This window comes from Pseudoalteromonas sp. S1609 (assembly GCF_005887255.1).
Lineage (GTDB): Bacteria > Pseudomonadota > Gammaproteobacteria > Enterobacterales > Alteromonadaceae > Pseudoalteromonas.
The window spans coordinates 57,327-77,299 of sequence record NZ_PNDJ01000017.1 but is presented as its reverse complement, the minus strand read 5'-3'; the positions used below and the strand labels follow the sequence as shown (position 1 = coordinate 77,299).

The 19,973-nt window shown below is 40.4% G+C and carries 12 protein-coding genes; 8 read left to right on the top strand and 4 right to left on the bottom strand.

All coding sequences use genetic code 11. The features are described 5' to 3' along the window. The first annotated feature begins 176 nt into the window (after positions 1–176). Together fadI and fadJ are read left to right on the top strand one after the other, a co-directional pair. Positions 177–1,487, top strand: a complete 1,311-nt coding sequence (gene fadI, locus CWB76_RS06355) for an acetyl-CoA C-acyltransferase FadI (RefSeq protein ID WP_010391348.1) — start codon at positions 177–179, stop codon at positions 1,485–1,487. Then, positions 1,487–3,679, top strand: a complete 2,193-nt coding sequence (gene fadJ, locus CWB76_RS06350) for a fatty acid oxidation complex subunit alpha FadJ (protein ID WP_138606265.1) — start codon at positions 1,487–1,489, stop codon at positions 3,677–3,679. The genes fadI and fadJ overlap by 1 nt, the downstream gene beginning before the upstream one ends. Before the next feature lie 86 nt (positions 3,680–3,765). Here fadJ and CWB76_RS06345 read toward each other — a convergent pair whose 3' ends face one another. The 4 genes from CWB76_RS06345 to CWB76_RS06330 all read right to left on the bottom strand — a co-directional run bounded on the left by CWB76_RS06345 (position 3,766) and on the right by CWB76_RS06330 (position 6,700). Continuing rightward, on the bottom strand, positions 3,766–4,152 hold the full coding sequence (locus tag CWB76_RS06345) for an MmcQ/YjbR family DNA-binding protein (protein ID WP_054202136.1): 387 nt from the start codon (positions 4,150–4,152) through the stop codon (positions 3,766–3,768). A gap of 182 nt (positions 4,153–4,334) precedes the next feature. Continuing rightward, positions 4,335–5,132, bottom strand: coding sequence for a hypothetical protein (locus CWB76_RS06340; protein WP_138606263.1), 798 nt, complete (start codon positions 5,130–5,132; stop codon positions 4,335–4,337). Between the two features lie 89 nt (positions 5,133–5,221). Beyond that, on the bottom strand, positions 5,222–6,127 hold the full coding sequence (locus CWB76_RS06335) for a phytanoyl-CoA dioxygenase family protein (RefSeq protein WP_138606261.1): 906 nt from the start codon (positions 6,125–6,127) through the stop codon (positions 5,222–5,224). A gap of 51 nt (positions 6,128–6,178) precedes the next feature. Next, positions 6,179–6,700, bottom strand: coding sequence for a hypothetical protein (locus CWB76_RS06330; protein WP_138606259.1), 522 nt, complete (start codon positions 6,698–6,700; stop codon positions 6,179–6,181). Positions 6,701–6,836: 136 nt separating this feature from the next. On the opposite strand from CWB76_RS06330, the gene CWB76_RS06325 reads away from it, so the two are divergent. The 6 genes from CWB76_RS06325 (at position 6,837) to CWB76_RS06300 (ending at position 19,930) form a co-directional block, all read left to right on the top strand. After that, entirely contained in the window at positions 6,837–7,892 is a 1,056-nt protein-coding gene (locus CWB76_RS06325; protein WP_138606257.1) for a phytanoyl-CoA dioxygenase family protein, read from the top strand. A 200-nt stretch (positions 7,893–8,092) separates the two neighbouring features. Next, positions 8,093–9,331 carry an SAM-dependent methyltransferase gene (locus CWB76_RS06320; protein WP_138606255.1) on the top strand — a complete coding sequence of 413 codons (1,239 nt, stop codon included), beginning with the start codon at positions 8,093–8,095 and terminating at the stop codon, positions 9,329–9,331. Positions 9,332–9,345: 14 nt separating this feature from the next. Then, positions 9,346–10,272, top strand: a complete 927-nt coding sequence (locus CWB76_RS06315) for a formyltransferase family protein (RefSeq protein WP_138606253.1) — start codon at positions 9,346–9,348, stop codon at positions 10,270–10,272. A 123-nt stretch (positions 10,273–10,395) separates the two neighbouring features. After that, entirely contained in the window at positions 10,396–10,875 is a 480-nt protein-coding gene (locus tag CWB76_RS06310; protein WP_138606251.1) for a hypothetical protein, read from the top strand. A 144-nt stretch (positions 10,876–11,019) separates the two neighbouring features. After that, positions 11,020–11,637: a phage tail protein gene (locus tag CWB76_RS06305; RefSeq protein WP_138606249.1), complete on the top strand. Its 618-nt coding sequence runs from the start codon at positions 11,020–11,022 to the stop codon at positions 11,635–11,637. Positions 11,638–11,941: 304 nt separating this feature from the next. After that, positions 11,942–19,930 (top strand): Ig-like domain-containing protein, encoded by a 7,989-nt coding sequence (locus CWB76_RS06300; protein ID WP_249363159.1) that lies wholly within the window; start codon positions 11,942–11,944, stop codon positions 19,928–19,930. Positions 19,931–19,973 lie beyond the last annotated feature (43 nt).

Sequence of the window (19,973 nt, the reverse complement as noted above, 5' to 3'; positions counted from 1 at the left end):
CAAAACTTTGTAAAACCTGCTAAAAAAGCCTATTGTATTACCCTTACACAATGTATGTAGTGATTTACAATGGCGCTTTATGATTAATTTACGTTTATCTATTGGCTTTATCACACGGGTTGTTTAGAATCGAGGAAAACATACAGGTCTGACCTGTCAGCGGGAGAGAATAATAAATGTCTGAGCAAAACATACTTAAAACACCAAAAGGCGACCGTATTGCCATTGTAAGCGGCCTACGTACTCCTTTTGCTAAGCAAGCAACTGCGTTTCACCATGTACCAGCATTGGATATGGGTAAGCTAGTAGTTAATGAAATGCTTGAGCGATTAAATTTCGACAAGTCAGAAATCGATCAACTGGTTTTTGGTCAAGTAGTACAAATGCCAGAAGCGCCAAATATTGCACGTGAAATTGTATTAGGTACAGGTATGCCAGTGGGTGTTGATGCATATTCAGTGTCACGTGCGTGTGCAACTAGCTTTCAAGCAATTGCAAATGTTGCCGAATCTATTATGGCAGGCTCTGTAAACGTGGGTATTGCTGGTGGTGCCGATTCATCGTCTGTATTGCCAATTGGTGTAAGTAAAAAATTAGCCGGCAGTTTAGTCGATTTAAACAAAGCCCGTACGCTTGGTCAGCGTTTAAAAATATTCTCAAAACTACGTTTAAAAGATTTATTGCCAGTACCGCCAGCGGTTGCTGAGTACTCAACGGGTTTATCAATGGGACAAACAGCTGAGCAAATGGCTAAAACCCATAATATTAGCCGTGAAGATCAAGATGCTTTAGCACATCGTTCTCACTCATTAGCAACTCAAGCTTGGGCCGATGGCAAGTTAAAAGATGAAGTAATGACGGCGCACTTACCGCCTTATAAAAGCTTTATTGAAGAAGATAACAATATTCGTAAAAACTCAACGGTTGAAGGTTATGCCAAGCTTAAACCCGTATTTGACCGTCAGCACGGCTCTGTGACTGCCGCTAATGCAACCCCATTAACCGATGGCGCAGCTGCAGTGTTAATGATGAGCGAAAGCAAAGCAAAAGCATTGGGTTACGAAATATTAGGCTACGTACGCAGTTTTGCGTTTTCAGCTATAGGCGTAGAAAAAGACATGCTAATGGGGCCAGCTCACTCAACGCCAATCGCGCTTGATAGAGCAGGTATTACGTTAGCTGATTTAGACCTTATTGAAATGCATGAAGCGTTTGCATCGCAAACCTTAGCGAATATGAAAATGTTTGCTTCAGATAAATTTGCACAAGAGCACTTAGGGCGTAATAAAGCCATAGGTGAAATTAACATGGATAAGTTTAACGTTAACGGCGGTTCACTCGCTTATGGTCACCCATTTGCGGCAACCGGCGCGCGTTTAATTACACAAAGCTTATACGAGCTTAAGCGTCGTGGCGGTGGTTTAGCGTTAACGACTGCCTGTGCTGCAGGTGGTTTAGGTGCAGCCTTTGTATTGGAGAGTGCGTAATGACAGATTCAGTATTTAATTTAACGGTTGATGATAACAAAATAGCCGTGGTAACCATTGATGTGCCGGGTGAAAAAATGAATACCCTGCGTGACAGCTTTGCTGATGATTTAAAAGCATTATTAGCACAAGCTAAAGAGCATGCAGTGAAAGGTATGGTATTTATTAGTGGCAAAAGTGATAACTTCATTGCCGGTGCTGATGTAAAAATGTTAGACGGTGTTGAAAAACGCGAAGATGCATTAGCTATCAGCGAATTATGCCATCAAGCATTTTTTGATATGAAAAAACTACCGTATACCACGGTTAGTGCTATTCACGGCGCTGCTTTAGGTGGTGGTTTAGAGTTTGCTTTAGCATGTGATTATCGCGTTGGTACAGATAGCGATTTAACTAAAATTGGTTTACCAGAAGTACAACTAGGTTTATTGCCTGGCGGTGGTGGTACACAACGCTTAACTAAAATCGTGGGTATTCAAAAAGCCCTTGAGTGGATGCTAACTGGTAAGCAAATTCGTCCAAAACAAGCTAAAAAAGCCGGTGTATTGGATGATTGTGTTCCACAAAGCGTACTGCTAAAAGTGGCCAAAGAGTTTGCTGCGAAGAAAAAGCCACAAGCTAAAGAGCCTAAACTTGATAAGGTCAGCAAGTTATTAGAATCAAACCCGTTTGGTCGTAACTTTATCTTTAAAAAAGCTAAAGAAAACGTACTTAAAAAAACCGGTGGTCACTACCCAGCGCCGCTTGCGATTATTAAAGCGGTTCGTGCAAGCGTAGAGCTTGATGAAATGAAAGCGTATAAAACCGAAGCCGAAGGCTTTGCTACGTTAGTAATGAGTGATGAGTCTAAAGCACTTCGCGGTATTTTCTTTGCAACCACTGAAATGAAAAAAGAATGGCGCAACGATGACGCTCCTGCGATTAGTAAAACTGCTGTGTTAGGTGGCGGATTAATGGGCGCAGGTATTGCTCATGTAAGTGCGGTTAAGGCTAAATTGCCGGTACGTATTAAAGATGTGGCAGAGCAGGGCATAAGTAATGCCATGAACTACACATACAAAATCTTAGATAAACGCCTTAAGCGCCGTATTATGTCTAAAGCTGATATGCAGTTAACCATGAACCGCATTACTGGCACTACGGATTACAGCGGCTTTAAGCACATAGATTTAGTGATAGAAGCGGTATTTGAAGATTTAGAGCTTAAGCAAGGTATGGTTGCTGATGTTGAGCAGCAATGCCAAGCGAATACTATTTTTGCAAGTAATACTTCGTCATTACCTATTTCGCAAATTGCAGCAAAAGCAGAACGCCCTGAAAATGTAATTGGTTTACATTATTTCTCGCCAGTAGAGAAAATGCCACTGGTTGAGATCATTCCTCACGAAGGCACGTCACAAGAAACCATTGCTCGTGTAGTTAACTTTGCACGTAAGCAAGGTAAAACACCAATTGTGGTAAAAGATATGGCTGGTTTTTATGTAAACCGTATTTTAGCGCCATACCTTAATGAAGCGGCTAACTTAATGCTTGCTGGTGAGCCGATTGAAAAAATAGATGCGGCTTTAGTCGAGTTTGGTTTTCCTGTTGGACCGTTGGCACTGCTGGACGAAGTGGGTATTGATATTGGATCTAAAATTGCGCCAATTCTTGAAAAAGAATTGGGTGAGCGCTTTAAAGGGCCTGATGCTTTCTCGCGCATGATTGATTCAAAACGTCTTGGTCGTAAAACAGGGCGCGGTTTTTATGAATACGACAAGAAAGGCAAAAAGGTCGATGAGTCAGTCTATGAGCTACTAGGTGTAACCCCAGCCCCACGTTTAAATAAAAACGAGATTGCTAAGCGCTGTGTTTCACAAATGCTTAATGAAGCGGCTCGTTGTTTAGATGATGGTATTATCGCAGGCCCGCGTGATGGTGATATTGGTGCTATTTTTGGTATTGGTTTCCCACCGTTCTTAGGTGGCCCGTTTAGCTACATGGACAAATTAGGTGCGAGTAAAATAAGCTCTGATATGTCTACACTGGCTAACAGCAATGCCATTTTTGCACCCTGTGAATCACTGGTTGCAATGGCTGATAAAGGCGATAAGTTTTACACTACAGTCACTAAAACAGCTGAAGTTGAGTCAGATCAGTCAGATGATAAATCGACTGATACTCAAAATGAGATGACTGAGCACAAAGATTAATGTTTTAAGTTAACGTAAAAAAGCCGCAAATTATGCGGCTTTTTTTATGTTTGATAATCAGAAAATATAGAGATATATACGCTTATTTACAGTAAGGCTTCAATAGCCTGTTTGTCTTTATCTGGCATGTTGTCGACCACCAAATTAAATGAATTATCAATCATACGCTCAATTTCACCTTGTGGTATTGAGCCGTCTAAAATCACTGTATTCCAAAGGCGTTTATTCATATGATAACCTGGAATCACCGAAGGAAAAATATCTCGTAATGACTGTGCTTCATCAGGGTCGCACTTTAAGTTTAGCCACCAAATAGGTTCGCCGTTTTCATCGGTTTCGCCCTCATTGCTCAGTGCAAGGGTGGCGAACATCTTATGGTTTACTTTATATACATCAACATCTTTAGCAAAAGGTTGCGTTAGTTTAACTAACGGTTTGTTCATTAAATACGTATGTACAGTTTGTTGGTTCATGAGCCATTCCTTGAGGTCATAATCGATAACTTAACCATAGCATTTTTTCATTAGCTTTGTGGCATGAAATATTATTTGAGCTTATTATTTCTTAATTTATAGACTGATATATTGGAAGTTAGTTAAACCAGTATCTATGTTGGGACTGGAAATGTGAAAAAAGTTTTTTTGTTAAGCACTGGCTAAACAGATTTAGGCAAAGACAAGTATGCAGTAACAGCAGCATCACGTTTTGTCAGGTCTGTTTGGTACGAGTGTTTACTATACATAGTGCAATACGAGATAGGCTCTCCGACACTTAATAAAAAATCATTATGGTCGAAATTGCTCAATACTTTTTTCCAGCGCTCTTTGACTTTAACTGGCGCGCAGGGCAAAGAGTCCAAAATACGTTTAGACTCCTCAAAGTTGCTATTAATAGCGACATTGAGCATATCGTCGTTTGCAGCCCCAAGCCAACTTGTACCACTGGTACCCACACATAAAAGTGGCATATAAGGCGCAAGCGCTGGGCATACATCATTTCTATACACGTCAACCTTCCAATAGCGACGAGCTATTTTTACAAACTGAGCAAAATCCTTTATTGATGTAAAGTTTGATGTAGCTAAGGATAAAATCTCTATTCTAGGTTTATTGGCATTTACGGTGTCGTTAGCAACATCAATATACCAAGGACCAAGTATCAATGCGTTTTGAAAGTATTCATCTCGCAGTGAGCCCCATGCTTTTTGTAAAGAGCTACCTTGTACAATTAGATTTTTTAATAAACTGAGCCCAGGTTTTTTAGTGGTAGGTAATACCGTTTGCAGTAGTGCAAATACCTCATCGCGTATTTCTCTACAGCGGCCAATAGGGTAAGGTTTTTCTGCAAAGTAAGGAATTGATGGTGCAAGTTTTAAATCAGCTAATAAGCGTAAATGAGCTAGATCAGCACATATCAATGCACATTGTTCTGGTGTAAAGTGTTCATTAAGCACGTATATTCCTTTGAGTGATTGTTTAATTCTAGTCCTGAAAGGTCATCAGACCCTAATGGAAAATGAATACTTTCAAATTATATGTGATTTTAGCGTAAATCCTTGGGAGTAGGGTAATTTGGATGAACTACATTTTTATGGGCATGAATCGAAGGGATGGGTGCTTCAGGCTTGGCTTTAATGAGCTTAACCAAGGTACTTAAATCGTATTTAGGTTCGCCGTAAAATTCATGCCAAGCTTGCGGAATACTGTTTGGATCTGCCGCTTTAATTACATGTGCCATCCATTGCTTTCTCAGTTCGGCCCACTCCTTAGTTTGTTTTCCACTTTCGGTAATCCCTAAAATTGGCCTTAATTCAACATACAGTGTTCTTCTTGCACCTTGGCTGCGCTTTACTCCTGAACTATGTAAAACCATTATGTCATGAACTATGATGTCACCTGCTTTAGCGGGTTGTTGTACTACATTAGGAATATCCCACCCATATTGATTGGAAAGTTTGTAAATATCTAAAACTTTATGCTGGGTATTTGGTACGTAGCGTAAACAGCCATCTTCTAAAAGAGCGTCATCAAGGTATATACCAATACTTAAATAAGGATATTGCCTAGAATGAGGAGCGTCCTGATGCCAAGTAATATGAGGGTGTGGGTACGGGTATTTATAAGCTACATCTAATTGCAAGGGGACTGCGCCATCTCCTACCAATTCTTTATAAACTTCGATGAGTGGTGGGCTAGCTAATAGTTCAATTATTAATTCAGGTGACTCGAATAGTAAGTCGTTATAACGAAAAAGACGAGGCAAACCTGAGTCTGTTGAGATACAACATTGATTATTGAGTTGCCCATTGTGAAAATTCTCTAGTGCTAATGCTTCTAACTTATCTGAAAAACGTTGTAATTTTTTAAGTAATGTTATCGAAAGTGCATTTTCAAAGTGAACAAAACCGTTTTTTAGGAAAAAGTCATGTTTATTTGAGGATATTTCCATAAATTAAATTGTCCTTTTTATTTTAAACAAAGTTCATCCATTTTTTGCAAACTATATATTTGGAAGCGTTTCTATCCAGCGACAGTCTCTGATCCACTTGACCATTACAGGGTAACCTTTGTTTGGGCAAGTCATTTGCCATGCTTGTAATAATGGAAACCCAAAACCATTCCCATTTTCAAAAGCATGCTTTAACGTCTTACTCGCACCTTTATAAGCATCTTTATGAAAGATAATATCTAGTGATAATGACAAATGAATAGCTGCTGCAACAGCCCAAGCTGTCGCAGCCATTTCTTCTGCGTGCATAGCTTGTTTCTCTCTGCCCGCAAGCAAGCCATTCTTATAAAAGTCAGCATCTAATAGGGGCCTAAAAATTGGCTCACAGACAGCAATATGCCCAGCCTCATGAAGGATATCACCAGGATAGAACCCATTGACAAAATCAAGCAATAAAACGCCTTTTTCTAGCTTAAGGCCGGGCAAAAAAGTTCTTTCGTCTAAGGTTTGATACCGGTGCTTTATTCCGATATGAGTAAGAAAGGCGAGAATTTTTTCAATCTCAGTGTCCATGCCACTCCCTGTATTTAGCAATTACAATTGTTGCTTACAATAATATAGCACTCTATTCTAACTAAGTTTAGTCAGCGTTAATAAATCAATTTAAGGTGTTTTGCTTGTCTAAAATCAGGCGCGAAAAGGAGTTATTATGCAAAATGAATTGAGAGTAAAAGTACCTCCTCTGAAAACAACAATGCAGAGCATATTGCCCTGTTATAACGAAACTGGGCGTTTAGGTTTATTTCAATTAAAGCGAATGTGGCACAAAGTACAGTTTCAAAAGCAAGGCTGTGCAGATAAAAAAATAATAGAAGATGAATGGTCACTCGATGTGATGATCATGGATATTTTAGGCTTAGGGCTCACACCGACAATAGAGTCTATTTTTGCGAGTGATAGTTTTTTAACATTCGAAAACTGGGTAGAGCAGCATTATGGTATGGCTATTTCAAAGACGGCTAAAAGTGAGTTAAATGAAAAGATAGCTGCATTTTTCCAGCAAAAGGGCCTTAAACAACAAAAAATATTGCTAAATCAGCTTCGTCATTACGTTCTAACATCGCAGCAGTGGCAAAGCTGGGATGATAATGGTTACGTTATTATTCCTGAGCTAGTGGAAAAAACGCTATGTGAAGACGTTTGTAACATGGTATATGAACGTTTGAATATGGATAAACATAATCCTGTTTCATGGTATCGAAATCATGAACTTAAACAGGGAATTATGGTACAAATTTTTAATGATATAACCATGCAGGTTATTCGGCATCAGCCTCAGGTGCGAGATGTATTTGAGCAATTGTGGGGTGAAAACAATTTAACAGTAAGCACTGATAGGCTTAGTTTTAATCCACCTCAGACAGAAAGTTGGCGATTTCCTGGGCCAAATCTTCACTGGGATATAAACTTTAATAAACCGCTCAGATTTGCAACGCAAGGATTACTATACCTTACTGACGTTGCCGCTGAACAAGGTGCATTCAGTTGTGTACCTGGCTTTCATAAAAAAATAGACAACTGGCTTGCTAGTTTACCTAAAAATACCAATCCACATCATTTTAATTGCCAACAATGGCACAGTACTCCATTAGCTGCAAAAGCAGGTAGCTTAATTGTATGGCGACATACATTACCGCACGGTAGTTGTTCAAATAAGGGGAGTACACCTCGAATTGTACAATATATAAATATGAGCTCATTATAAAGCTAAGCAAAATCAAGCTAGTTTTACTAAGCCTTTTATTTTTATGATGTTTGATATAAGTAAAATAAATTGAAAGCTATATAAATAAAGAAAGTTAAAGTTGTACCTTAAAACTTTTCAACTAAGCTTAAATCTGAACATAGTATTAGTTCACTAATGGAATTTATTACAATAATTGGACATCAAAGGAACAGTTCACAATGGAAGAACAAAGTTCAAAACCTATAGAAGGTTTGCAATACGTAGATCCCCAAGTTGATGAGTTATTAAGGCATACAATACGAACTCAGCTTGAATCTCTTCTAAAATCCAAATTAACGACGGATCAACGCCAGCAAGCTTTGCAGAAAAGCTTTGTAGATGCGATGACTTTGGTATTGAGCAAAACGCAAATCAAGCATATTCTATTAGTGAACGCTTTTGAGTCTATGTATGATCATGCTGTGCAATCAATGGCATTGGCTCAGCTTAGCCAAAAACAGTTAACTCGGCAATATGTCTCAATATCCGGTTTAATAATGTCTCCCCATAACTGTAAACATACCATAAAAGATGTGTATCGTATTCAAGGTTACGCACGAGGGGTTGATAAAGCAATAAAAGGTAAGCTTAAGCATCTGCCATCAATCACCATTTTATATCCTGCTTGTGGGCCTTTTGCACCACTACTAATCCCTCTGCTTAGTTATTACAAAGAGAAAAAAATTTATACCGAGGAACAAATCAAAGTAACTTTAGTTGACATACAGCCAGGTGCTTTGCTGTCGCTACATCAGTTAGTTAAAGATTTAGGCCTGCAAGGTTATGTTGACCAAACATTAGAGGTAGATGCAACACAATTTGAACCCGATAGCGATTTTGATTTGCTAATAGTTGAAGCCATGCAGCATGGTTTTACAAAAGAAGGACAACTCAGTATAGCTAAGCATTTAGTTAAATTTTTGAATATCGATGGTTGGGTGATACCGCAAAATGTATCTATCAAAGGAATGTTGGTGATAGGCGAAACAGAGTTTAATCAGCAGTGGAAAGGGGCTGAGTATAGCCATTCACTTAACCGAGACTCTCAGGCACTGCAAGATAGAATTGAGTTAGGAGAAATACTTAAGCTCAACAAAACAACCTTGTTGAACATGCAAGAACTAGAACTGCAAAACAACATAAAAGTGATCCCAGCAAACCAAATTACGTTGCCGACTAATGTGGAAGATATGAGCCAACGAATTTTGGCTATATATGCTGATATAGAGACATTCGCGCAAGAAGGTATTGAGCAATATGACTCAGGGATCACACATCCAAAGCCAGATATGACCTTTTATATTGATACCAAACCCAAAGACGTTGAGCATACTCATTTTGTCGCCAATAGTGGAGATACGGTGCAGTTTTATTATCAGCTGAGTGGTTTACCGGGGTTTGTGCCTGTAAGGGTATAAGGAAGGGACATTTTATGTATAAATATGCTTTTTTTACAGGCAGTTGTTTGAGCTTACCGGCAATTAATTATTTAATTAAAAGCGATCAATTAGCGTGTGTTATTTTGCCAGATGCGGCGATAAATCCTGACTTACAGCAATTGCAACAGTGGCTGCAACAGCAGCAAATAACCATACTGCATTACAATAAATTAGACGACCAACCATTCCTTGCTAAGCTAGATGAGTTAAGAGTTAATCGCGGCTTAATTTACTTATTTAGACACCAAATCAAAACGCCTTTAATTCAATATTTTAATGGCGCACTGGCAAATGTTCACCCAAGCCCTTTGCCTGATTACAAAGGGCCTCAGCCGCTTTATTGGCAAATCCGTAACGGCGAACCACTTACTAGGCTCACGATTCACAAGGTAACAGAGGAGTTAGATGGTGGCGATATAGGATGTGATGTTGAAATAGACATTCATCCCTTTGATACCATCAAATGTCTTCATCAAAAAGTAGCACAATATTTACCTTATTTAGTCTCTCAATTTATTCAACTAGACCAAACTGGCGAGCTTCGTTGGCAAAAGCAAAGACCTAACAGCAATAAGCTCGCTCCTACTTTGCAGCACTCGGAGTTGGTCATTAATTGGCATCAACATAGCAGTACTGATGTTGTCAATATTGCAAGGGCAGGCAATGCTGATATGGGGTGTGCTGTGTTTTATGTTGGGCAAAGTGCATTTCAATTATTGCAAGCCACTGAGGTTGAGTGCGTGCTACATGGCATTCAACCAGGCACTGTTATTGAGTTGGATAAACAAACAGGTTTGGTCATTAAAACCCATGATAGTGCGCTTAAGTTAGACATTATTGGCGCACAGCAAGGCTACCTTGATGGCTACCGTTTTGCACTACTGTTTGCAATAGACCCAGGCATGGTACTGGGTAAGTAAAAAGATAAGCAGTAAATATTTTAACAGGCTTAGTTAAGATGGAAACGATAGTAGTTTGGCTGTTGTATTTATCACTCCTGCATTCTGACTATGCGCGACATTAATCTCAAAAGCGAGACAGATATGAATATAAAAATAGGTTTAACCAACCGTTATGGGTATGAGCTTATTGCGTATCCTTTTAATGGTGGTGCTTATCCTCAAAGCGGAGAAAGAATAGCACCGCTTGAAGGCAAAGGAGAGGTTGTTGTAGCCAGTGGTGAAAGCGTGATTATTGATGTGCCCGGAATAGGTGCTTTGTTGGTGCAATTTTTGGGTGTGCAAAAACTAGAAAACCTCCATGACAAGCATTGTGAAACACCAAGTGAGTTTGATAAATATGAACAGATGGCGCTATTGCGTTATAAAACAACGGAGTTGTACTGGCGTTTTGCAAGCAGTGATGATGCTGCACAGCTTGAATTGAGTGTTAATGATATTGGTACAGTATGCCTTGATAAGGTGTTATCAGGAGAAGCCCGACGTATCTCATTACCTGAGTTTTTTATACCTCCCGTGTTTTTACCTGATGGTGTTACAGTTCAACAAGTAAACAATGAATAAACACCGATGATTAAGTTTACGTTCAATGTAAATACACATAGCGATTAGCTCACAACCGGGTTATTACCCAAAAATGAAAATATCACACACTCTGTTTGTGTTGTTTTGCAACAAGAGTATAAAATAAATTATGAGGAATTAAATATGGCGACTGAACCATTTATTGGCACACTCACTGCTTTCGGCGGTACTTTTACCATTGAGAATTGGGGTATGTGTTGGGGGCAGATGCAGGCAATTAGCGAGAATACGGCTTTGTTTTCATTGTTTGGGGCGATGTATGGTGGCGATGCTCGTACCACCTTTGCTTTGCCAGATTTACGAGGCCGTAGCCCAGTTGGTCAAGGGCAGATGCGAGGAGGGCATGATTATCGACAAGGCATAATGATGGGGACTGAGCGTATAAGTTTGGCTACAAGCCAGATGCCAGCCCATTCTCATACTGCTATTTTTACGCCCTCGGGTGGTGGTAGCCCTATTGCAGCAAAACTTGAAGTTGCTACTAATGGAGGCACATCTACAACGCCAAGTACAAGCACTTACTTAGCAGCAGGTAGTACTAGTGATAACTATGTGGCACCTGGATTAGGTGGGGTTGACTTAGTAGACATACCGGGTCTTACAGTAACTGGTGGTGGCAGTGAGGGTGGAACCGTGACTGTAGGGGCAACGGGGGGTTCCGAACCGATTGGAATAATTAACCCCTTGTTACCACTTAACTGGTTAGTAGCTCTGCAGGGGATTTACCCATCAAGGAGCTAGCCATACTCTGGTTATGTTGTTAGCTAAGGTGTAATTAATAGTGCTTGTAGCTGCTATTTAAACTATAGTTGGTTGTTTTGAAAACGTATATCATCGAGCTTAGTGACGATGATATACGTTCAACAGTTTGAACTTTCGTTAAAAGTAAGCGCCAGTTTTAGCGAAAGTTAAAGTAAAGCGAGTTACTAAGAGTGAGCATATATAGAGGATTTAAACAATGCATTTTGATTTCGCATTTCCCAAGTATGTTAACCCACAGAGCATGTGTGTTAACTATAATAAAATGACAAAACTAGCCTTGTTTATGTCCGCAATTTATAGCACACATGCTGTTGCAGGGACATATGATTTTAGTTCAGTATCTGGCTCTGGAACACCAACGCTAACGACCACGGTAGACGGTATTACATTAACAGCAACTCAGTCAAACAGTAATAATATAACCCTTACTGCAGGCTTTTTAGATCCTGGCATCTCTAACAATAGTGATACTTGGACCATTACCTTTAGCTCACCGATAAATATAAGCCAGTTTCAAATGGGTGAAATTTCTAATCTATCAGATGGTATTTATATTTTTACACCAGATAGTGGTACGGCGGTCAGTATTGATGCGGATGATCCGGCTATTGTTGGCTCTGTTGCCACCTTAACACCAGGTGACTGGACATCGGTTAATTCTGTAACAATGAGTTATGATTACCCTTCTAATTCGTCTCATGTGGGCGTTGATAATATTCAATTTACTGCTGCGCCAGCAAATTCAGCGCCTGTTGTTGATTTAAATGGTGGGATTCCAGGTACAGGGAGTTCAGTATCATTTACCGAAGGTAGTGGTGCTGTAAATATTGCACCCGATGCTGAAGCCGGTGATAGTGATGGCGACTCAATAACAACAATAACCGTTGCATTAACAAATGATCAAGATGGCGCCTCAGAAGGTCTTAATGTATCTGCCAGTGCGCAAAATGCACTTGGGGGTGTAAGTGGTGCATCAGATATTAGTTTACAAGACACAATTTCTATTACAGGTGCAACTGCAACAACGGCTGAAGTTACCACTTTCCTTAAAGCAATCACGTATAACAATACCAGTTCGTCGCCCAACACAACTTCGCGGACAGTGTCAGTTGTTATCAATGATGGCACTGAAAACAGTACTAGCCGTACCGCGACAATTTCAGTGGCTAATCTTACAGCAGCTAGCTCTACAGCAGCGGGTTTTAGCACCTTAGATGGTACAAATTTAAATCCGGCAATAACGTTTAGTAGTGATGATGAGGTTTTAACTGTATCTTCAGCAAGCCATATTATAGGGTCTACAGCCCAGGGTGGCGATGGTACAGATGAGATTATTGTTATAGATGGTAGTGATCTCACACAATTTACCAGTTTAACCTCCTTTGAAACGCTCTCTACTTATAATGACGGCTCATTAACGCTCAGCGAGTCGCAACACGATGCGTTTACAACGATAAATGGCGCTGGAACAAATACATTTACTTTGGCAAGTGCAGATGGTGATAGCAGCGTAATTGCAGATGCAGACATAGAAACGTATGTTTTAAATGCTGCTTTTAATATTACTTTAGCTGGGACCGCGCAAAATGTTACCGGTAGTAGCAATGCTGATACTATTAATATTGCTGGATTGAGCGTGACAGGTACGCTTGCTGGCGGCGGCGATACCGATGTACTGCAAATGAGCACCGGTGCTGATATTAGTAATGCCACGGTAAGTGCATTTGAGTCTTTAGCATTAAATAGTGGTGCTTCAGTGACGATGACTGAGGCGCAGCACGACAGCTTTCCTTCGATAACAGCAAGTGGCACTGATTCAATTACCATAAGCACCGCGACCGATGGCCTAACTGGTAATAGTTCGGTTGAAACGTATGTGTTGAGTGCAGCGAATACATTTACGTTAGGCAATGCATCACAGAATCTAACCGGTAGTGGTGGTGACGACACGGTTAATGTGAATGCACTGAGTGCGACGGGTATTTTAGCGGGCGGAATTGGTACCGATACCTTGGTTGTTACCAACGGTGGTAATATATCAGGTGCGACAGTCAGCGGGTTTGAAGATTTATCGGTTGCTGCTGGTGGCACAGTCACCCTAGGCGCATCTCAGCTTGCGAGTTTTTCTGGCACAGTATCAGGCAGTGGCACTGAGACAATTTCTGTTTCAGGAGATGGTAATGTAAGTACTGTTTCGGCAATAGAAAGTTATACCTTAAATGACGATAGTACGAATACGCGCTCGGTTACTGTCACTAATGCTAGCCACTCTGTAACTGCAACCTCTGCGACTGATGCAATTACGTTTGATTTAGGTTCACTTACATTTACTGGAATCATTACCGGTGACAATACTGTTGCAGATACACTGAGTTTAAGTAATGGTGCAAATATATCAGCTGGGACCATAAATAATATAAATAACCTAACCTTGGCATCTGGTGCTTCAGTTAACATGACGACCAGCCAGCACCAAGGATTTTCAGGCACAATCACGGCTCCAGGCTCAGAGTCTATTACCATTAGCGGAGATGGCGATTTTACTACTTTAGCAGGTGTTGAAAGCTATAGCGTGGGTGATGACAGCACTAATACTAGAATCATTACAGTTTCAAGCAGTAACACCAATGTGGATGCTACTTCAGCTACTGATGTTGTTACGTTTGCAATAGGCACTAGTGCATACACTGGTACCCTTACAGGCGACGCAACAGCAAGTGATATTGTTAACGTATCTGATGGCGCGGATGTCACAGGAGGGGGCTTCTTTAATATTGGTACATTAAGCTTAGCCTCTGCTGCAACAGTAGCAATTGATGTTAATAATATTAATGATTTTAATACAGCCATTACAGGCTCTGCTGGCGCTGATACGCTAAAACTTATGGATGGTGGTATTTTTAATTTTTCCAGCACCACGGTATCGGGTATTGAAAATCTGGCAATCGGCACTAACAGCAACACGACTATCACCTTAACCGATAATTTTAATACTGATGCTGGCGTTGTGTCTTTTTCTAATGCTAGTGGCAGTGCTATTACAGCTGCAGTGACGCTAGATGCAAGTGCATTTAGCGCTGACATTTTAACAATGACCTCATCAGATTTTAGTGGTGATGATGTACTTAAAGGTGGCTCTGGAGCCGATACTTTACGCCCAGGCGCTGGTACAGATACGTTAACAGGTAACGCAGGTAATGATAATTTTGTAGGTAGCTCATCTCAATTATCAGGCGATACAATTACCGATTTAGCCGCAGGCGATCGTATTACTATTGCTGGTATTACAGGGCTTTCAGCCAGTAACGTACGTTTTAATGGCACAAGTACATTAGAAGTAGATACCAACGCCACTGATTTTAACATTTCTGAGCTAACTCTTGCTCTTACAAACGCACCAGGCAACGACCTTACCTTTACGGTTGCTGATAGTGGCCCTGATACTATCATTACTTTTATTTCACCGAACTCAGCACCCACATTTAGTTCGCTTAATGGCGGTGCTACATTTATCGAAAATGGCAGTGCAGTGATAATAGATAGCGATATGACAATTGCAGATGCTGAGCTTGATGCACTTAACAGCAACGCAGGGGATTACAACAATGCTAGCTTGACTATTCGCCGGCGCGATGGCGCAAGTACAGAAGATATATTTGCTCATTCGGGACTACTCAGTACATTAACTGAGGGAAGTACATTTAGTTACAATGCTAATAATATAGGGACTGTTACCACAAACTCGGCAGGCACTTTAACGCTAACATTTAATAGTAATGCCACTTCTGCAATCGTAGATTCTGTTGCGCAAGCTATTACCTATGCCAACAACTCAGATGTGCCTTTAAATGCAACTGTGCTTGACTATGTATTTGATGATGGCGCGGTTCAAAGCACCGGTACTAATCAAGCGTCAGTCAGTATTACCTCTGTTAATGATGCGCCTACAGTATCAGCAATCGGGGCTAACCCAACCTTTACAGAAAATGGCTCAGCAGTGGCTATCTTCTCTTCCGCTGCTGTTAGCACGGTTGAGAGTGGGCAAAATATTGAACAAATATCACTAACAGTTACTAATGTAAAAGATACGGGCCATGAGTTTCTTCAATTTGGCACCGATCTTATCAACTTAGAACATAATGCATCGGGTACTTATTCGGGAGCCGTCAACTTTAGCTACACGGTTATGTTAAGTGGCTCAACGGCAACGGTAACGGTTACCGCAACAGATTCAGCTGCAGTATGGCAAAGTTATGTGCCGTTCTTACAGTATAAAAATACCAGTGATTCGCCTACCACCGACAATAGAGTTGTTACACTTACATCAATAAAAGACAGTGGCGGTACATCTAATGGTGGCGCAGATAGAGCAATTGGTAGTTTTGGCTCTTCTACAGTAATCGTAGTGGGTGAAAATAATGCGCCTACTGATATCAGCCTTTCAAGCTCTACGATTAGTGAATCAGTTGTGGGGGCAGGTGCTGATGTTGGAGTATTAACGACTACGGATGCTGATTCGAGCAGTCATACTTATTCGCTAGTTTCATCTACATCAGCTGCAACGGGTAGTTGTACCACAAGCGCGGGCAATAGTTTTTTCCAAATCAATGGCAACACGTTAGAAACCAAAGCGGCATTACCACTGGGCGCTTATACGGTTTGTGTGCAAACAGATGACAGTGCCGAAACCTTTAAAAAATCATTTACTATAACAGTAATTGAAGCGCCTAAACCGACTACCCCTGAGATCAGTGGCACAGCAGCTACAAAAGTAAATCAAGATGAGCTTTATAACTTTACCCCTTCGGCAACAGACCCACAAAATAAAGCACTGACGTTTAGCATTGCTAACAAGCCTAGTTGGGCTAGTTTCAATACTGCAACAGGTAATTTATTGGGTACGCCCACTAAGGCAAATGTAGGGCTTTATCCAAACATTACTATCGCTGTTAGTAATGGTAGCGAGCAGGCAAGCCTGTCACCTTTTAACTTGGAAGTGGTATCAACAAATAGTGCTCCGATTGCACCTAACTTAAGTTTAGAGCTTGATGAAGATTCTAATATTAGCTTTTCCCCTGATATTACAGATGCAGACTTAGACACACTAACAATTAGCGCTGTGTCGCAGCCTCAATTTGGTACATTAACCAAGCAAGCCAATACATTCACTTATACACCTAATGCAGACTATTTTGGCCCTGATAGTTTTAATTATCTTGCAGATGATACAAAGGAAAAATCTGCTATTGCTACAGTGAATTTTACGGTGGCTTCTATTAATGATGCGCCAATTGCTAATCCAGATAGCTATTCATTAAATAGCAACGCTGATAATCGCTACTCACTTGATGTGTTAGTTAATGATACCGATGTTGATGACGATGAATTGGTAATTGTTAGTGCTAACGCTAGCGTGGGAACAGTGCAAATTGAAGAGGGAACGCTGGTTTATCAGACCCAGGCAAGCACCAAAGGGACCATTCAAATTAATTATTTGATTGAAGACCCTGATAAAGAAATGAGTAGAACAACAGCAACATTAACGTTAAATAATCAAGCCGAAAATTTGCCAACCATCGAAACACCGGCTGATATTGATGTTAATGCAAAAGGGTTGTTTACAAAGGTCAAGTTAGGTGTACCTTCGGCAATGGATAGCGAAGGTAATAAATTAGCAGTCTCATTAGTTAACCCAAGTTTGTTGTATGCGCCAGGTAAGCATTTAGTTTACTGGAAAGCTGTAGACAGCAGCGGGCTTGAAGCAATCGCAACGCAAAATGTAAACGTGAGTCCGCTTATTTCGCTTAGTAAAAATAGCGAAATAGCTGAGAATAAAACACATAGCTTTAATGTGTTTTTAAATGGTGAAGCACCCAGTTATCCAGTGACGATTGCCTATGAAGTATCGGGTACTGCTGATAGCTCTGATCATGATTTAGTGTCGTCAGAGTTGGTTATTAACAGTGGCACGCAGGGACAAGTTAATTTTACAACGTATGCAGACTCCGAAACGGAAGGCAATGAAACCGTTGTAATTACACTGGCAGATACACTAAATTTAGGTGCGAAGTCTTCAGCCACAATCACTATTGTTGAAAATAATGTAGCACCTACTATTAGTACCAGTATTACACAAGGCTCTCAACAAAGATCACTTGTTACCATAGGTAATGATCTTGTCACGATTAAAGCTGTTGCTCAGGATGCAAATCCGAACGATAACGTAACGTTAAAGTGGGTATCAGAGGATAATAAACTCCTTAATACAAGCGCAAATGAAAACGAATTTGTTTTTTCAACACAATCACTAACTCCTGGTATTTATAAAGTAACGGTAACAGCGCAAGACTCTGGCGAGCCAAGTCTCTCAACAACAAAAGATGTTTACGTTGAAGTATTAACCTCACTTGAGGCGCTAGGGCAGGAAGATTCCGATGGTGACCTTATCCCAGATGCACAAGAAGGTTACGGTGATAGTGACGGTGATGGCATTCCTGATTATTTAGATGCAATCAGTGAATGTAATGTCATGCAAGAACAAGTTAAAGACAGTGATAAGTTCTTAGTAGAAGGCGAGCCGGGCGTTTGCGTGAGAAAAGGGGTTACGATTTCACAAAATGCAACGGGCGGCGTTCAGTTACTTGATAGTGAATTACCTGAAGATGAAGGCGCGGTAAATACAGGCGGACTATTTGATTTTATCGCAACAGGTTTACCTAATGCTGGAGATACTTACAGCATAGTAATACCGCAAAGAAAACCAATCTCGCAAAACTCTGTTTACAGAAAATTAAAAGAGGGACAGTGGATTGATTTTGATACATCTGGTGACAACCAATTACTTTCTACAGCAGGTGAGCCTGGTTATTGCCCTCCACCAAGAGGTAGTGAGTGGACGCAAGGGCTAACTGAAGGTGCATGGTGTGTACAATTACAAATTGTTGATGGTGGCCCTAATGATGACGATGGCAAAGCGAACCGAACGATAGTCGATCCAGGCGGTGTTGCAATTATTCGTACATCGAACCAGCTTCCTAAGGCTAATCAGGATGAGATAACAATTGGTACAGGGGAATCGGCGACTATTGATGTATTAAAAAATGATACAGATCTGGACGGCGATACACTTACTTTAAGCGGCGCGACGGCTGATTTTGGTGATGTAAGTATTGTTGATGAGCAGTTACTGTATACCCCACTAGCTGGATTTGTTGGTGTTGCGATTATTGAATATAGTATTAGTGATGGCAAAGGGGGCACATCAAACAGCCAAGTTAAAGTTAACTTAGTTATAAATAATGCACCAACAGCTGTTTTTGATTCGGCAACAATCACAGATAACACATCGATAGAAATAGATGTACTTCGTAATGATTCAGATATTGATGGTGATGAATTGTTTGTCGTTAATGCAGTTGCAGCTCAAGGCACAGTAACAATTAACATTAACGGCACTTTACAATACATGCCTAAAAGCGGCTTTGACGGTGTTGATATTATTGATTACACAATAAAAGATAGCAAAGGTGCAAAGTCTACAGCACAAGTAAAAGTGACGGTTAGCGCTGTTAAATCAGTGGCCATCAGTAATAAGTCATCAGGAGGAAGTATGGGAGGTTTGGGTTTATTACTGATTTCAGTACTTGTTATTAGTCGAAGAAGATCAATACTTCCAAGCTTTGCAATAGTAACGACTAGTTGTTTAATTAGCACCAGTGCAATGGCTGATACATGGTCGTTTGAGGCCACGCTAGGTGAGTCTAAAGCAAAGCATTCTTTAGCAACTAAGGACAACAAGGCTAATTTAGATTCTATTGATGATACTGATACTAGCTGGTCAATTGGCGCTTATTATGACCTGTCACCCAATTGGGAAGTCGCTATAAGATATATTGATTTAGGTGAAGGTCGAGCCGATTTAACTGCCCAAACAGTGAAAGCTGATGCAGATAAATTACATCAAGATTATTCACGCTTTGTACCGGTGTTACCAAAAGGGGTGGCAGCTGAAGTAGGTTACCGACATATGCTTGCTGAATCTTTAAGTACAAAGGTATTTTTAGGCGCTTATCGTCATCAGTATAAAATACAAAGTAGCATCACGGATGGAGCTCCCTTAGAGTATAAAGAACACGCTACCAAACCTTATATAGGTGCCGCTTTAGGTTATTCGGTTTATAAACAGACTGAATTATTACTAAAGTATACTTATTATAAAGTTTCAAAAAATGATGTAAGTGAGTTATCAGCAGGAATAAAAGTACGCTTTTAAGTTGATGCGTAGTGTGATCAGCGCCGCTATTAGCGGCGCTGAA